Here is a 2,235-nt window from a genome sequence, read left to right on the forward strand (position 1 = left end):
TTTCATCATTTAACAGCCATATACAAAAAGGCTGCATATCCAATATCACGTTGTAGTTTCAGTTTCCTAGTTTCCGACTTTACCTCTTGCTCGAACTTCTGAAAGGATTCGTTGGCAGTCTGCAATGAGGCTTGCGCTGTCTGTTGCTGTTGTAATGCTAGTTGCGTTCGTGCTTGCAGCGTGACTAATTGTGCTTTCAATTTCTCCAACTGATTTGATGCTGTTGTTAAGTCCTGTTTCGATTGACTTAGTTGTTGTAATAGCTGTTGATTGTTGTTCGATAGCTGTGCTAAGTTCTGCTCTAACTGTGTCAGCTGTTGTTCCGTTATTTGGTAGGTTTGTTCTGCCATACACATTCCAGGCAATGATAACAGCAACAAGAAGCACAATAGCAATGACATATTTTTTGTCAATGTTAATCATCCCCTTTTATTACAGCGAACACTTTGCTGTGTCCATCGTATGCCGTGACATCAATATTGCCATTATCAACTAGGGTAAAATCAACAGAGTTACCGTTGATAATTACAGTTTCAACAATCCCTGCAGGAGCCTCAAAGACTCCTGATTTATCAATACGTATTAATTCAATCACGTATATCCCTCCTAAATAATGTTAAATACCTTAAGCAGCAATGCAGCACCTGCGCCATACTTAATAACTGGCAATGCATAGGTTTTAAAATTTGTAGTGATTGTTGCGATTTTAGCCTTAAGTATTGCCTTTTCCTCGGCTGCTTTAGCTTTTAATGCTGCCTCAAATGCTGTTTTAAATTCTTCCCATTCCTTTTCGCTGAGTGCTAGTAGTTCATCTGCAGTTGGTATTACTGTAGTAATGGTTTCCTCAGTGGTTTCATTTGTGGTTGATTCCGTAGTTACGGTTGTTTCTTTCGTTGTTTCCTCTGTACTTACCTCTGTTACAACTGTTTCTTCTGCCATTTTACATATCCCCTTTTCTTTTATATTTAATATAATTCACACGCTTTAATAGTTTGCATAACCTTATCTGCATAGTAAATGTCAGTAGCGTATACACTGCCAATACCACGTACAAACGCTTCTAAGTCTTGGTCTTCTTTGTATTGGTCAGAATATGGTTTATATTGTCCCCATACCATAAGCTGGCACCAATCATTAATAGCATCACCAATGCTAGGGTAAGAGACGAACCTTGCATTAATAGTATACCAACTACCAGTTCCATCATCTTCCTGCGTTGGGACTTCTACATAATCAAATTCACCGCCGTATTTGCGTCCAAAGATGTTATAACCGCCATTGCCTATTCCATACTTCCCCCATTGGCTTTCAATCGCTCCTTGCACTACACAACAAGCATACGGCAAGCCATAATTACCGCATATCTCCTTTGCTTTATCTGTAATCATTTCTAAATATTCATCTGGTGTCATTGAATCTTATCCCCCTCAGTACTGTTATATTTTGAATCGTAAATATATTTGACTGCTGCAAGAGTTCCTGAACCACCTAAAGCAGCGATACCACCCCAACAACTTTGCAGATCAAATTTGGTATTAAAAAGAGCATTAGCAAAATAGCCAATGCTCCAAAATATGAATAACAAGAAAAACATGCATGCAAATATCTCTATTAGGTGAGATTTTATTTTATCTAACATTGTTCTTAATATACCCCCAATCCATCAAGCCTCTTATGTGCTGATTTTGTTGATTCTTCCACAACTACAAGCCTTTTATCAATTCCCTTTTGGTCTTGATCTAACCGAAAAAGCATATCTTTCATTTCGGTAATTGCTTCTTTTAGTGCTGTTATTGCAGTTTGTAAAGGCTTAACAATTAAAAATTTAACTAGCCCTGCTGTAAAGCCGATGATTGTAATGAGCTGTACCGTATTGCTAAGATTTAATTCCAATACCCCACCCCCAAATTAAAATTTAATCTCATAACAAAGGCTACCTGCTACGGTAGCCGCGAGATCTCCACTATCAAATTTTTCATCTGCCCATTTTTCTTTTGAGTAGGCAACGCCTCCTACGATCAAGACCCTCTCTAATGGTGTTAAACGAGTATATCGCTTAAGCTGATCATTGATGATGTACCCCAAACCTAAATGAGCCCATTTGTCCATTGGCATAGAGTCCTCGATCCGGTGTACTACATTTTGAGCACTACATACGGATACTGACAAAGTAATAAGCAAGCATACTATAAATATTCTCATACGTTTTCCTCCCATAAAAAATAGACGCCTATG

At 38.2% G+C, this 2,235-nt stretch carries 7 protein-coding genes; all 7 read right to left on the reverse strand.

Annotated elements, in window-relative coordinates:
• Positions 1-5: 5 nt before the first annotated feature.
• Genes BMZ99_RS25740 through BMZ99_RS25770 form a run of 7 tightly spaced genes read right to left on the reverse strand, consistent with a single transcriptional unit; the run spans position 6 to position 2,202 of the window.
• On the reverse strand, positions 6-413 hold the full coding sequence (locus BMZ99_RS25740) for a hypothetical protein (protein ID WP_090944965.1): 408 nt from the start codon (positions 411-413) through the stop codon (positions 6-8).
• 2 nt (positions 414-415) lie between these two features.
• On the reverse strand, positions 416-595 hold the full coding sequence (locus BMZ99_RS25745; protein WP_090944968.1) for a hypothetical protein: 180 nt from the start codon (positions 593-595) through the stop codon (positions 416-418).
• Between the two features lie 11 nt (positions 596-606).
• Positions 607-939, reverse strand: a complete 333-nt coding sequence (locus BMZ99_RS25750) for a hypothetical protein (protein ID WP_090944971.1) — start codon at positions 937-939, stop codon at positions 607-609.
• 26 nt (positions 940-965) lie between these two features.
• Positions 966-1,412, reverse strand: a complete 447-nt coding sequence (locus BMZ99_RS25755; RefSeq protein ID WP_090944974.1) for a glucosaminidase domain-containing protein — start codon at positions 1,410-1,412, stop codon at positions 966-968.
• The gene (locus BMZ99_RS25760) at positions 1,409-1,639 is read right to left on the reverse strand and encodes a hypothetical protein (protein ID WP_090944977.1); all 231 of its coding nucleotides are present in this window, start codon (positions 1,637-1,639) and stop codon (positions 1,409-1,411) included. Before BMZ99_RS25760 ends, BMZ99_RS25755 begins: the two co-directional genes overlap by 4 nt.
• 5 nt (positions 1,640-1,644) lie before the next feature.
• Complete coding sequence (locus tag BMZ99_RS25765) at positions 1,645-1,893, reverse strand: hypothetical protein (RefSeq protein WP_090944980.1); 249 nt, start codon at positions 1,891-1,893, stop codon at positions 1,645-1,647.
• A 15-nt stretch (positions 1,894-1,908) separates the two neighbouring features.
• Positions 1,909-2,202, reverse strand: coding sequence for a hypothetical protein (locus BMZ99_RS25770; RefSeq protein WP_139214870.1), 294 nt, complete (start codon positions 2,200-2,202; stop codon positions 1,909-1,911).
• Positions 2,203-2,235: the final 33 nt, after the last annotated feature.

The organism is Pelosinus propionicus DSM 13327 (assembly GCF_900114615.1).
Lineage (GTDB): Bacteria > Bacillota > Negativicutes > DSM-13327 > DSM-13327 > Pelosinus > Pelosinus propionicus.

Bases quoted from the DNA above. Each gene is read 5' to 3' on its own strand.
- BMZ99_RS25755 (WP_090944974.1), bottom strand. From the start codon at position 1,412: ATGACACCAGATGAATATTTAGAAATGATTACAGATAAAGCAAAGGAG.
- BMZ99_RS25770 (WP_139214870.1), bottom strand. From the start codon at position 2,202: ATGAGAATATTTATAGTATGCTTGCTTATTACTTTGTCAGTATCCGTA.
- BMZ99_RS25760 (WP_090944977.1), bottom strand. From the start codon at position 1,639: ATGTTAGATAAAATAAAATCTCACCTAATAGAGATATTTGCATGCATG.
- BMZ99_RS25750 (WP_090944971.1), bottom strand. From the start codon at position 939: ATGGCAGAAGAAACAGTTGTAACAGAGGTAAGTACAGAGGAAACAACG.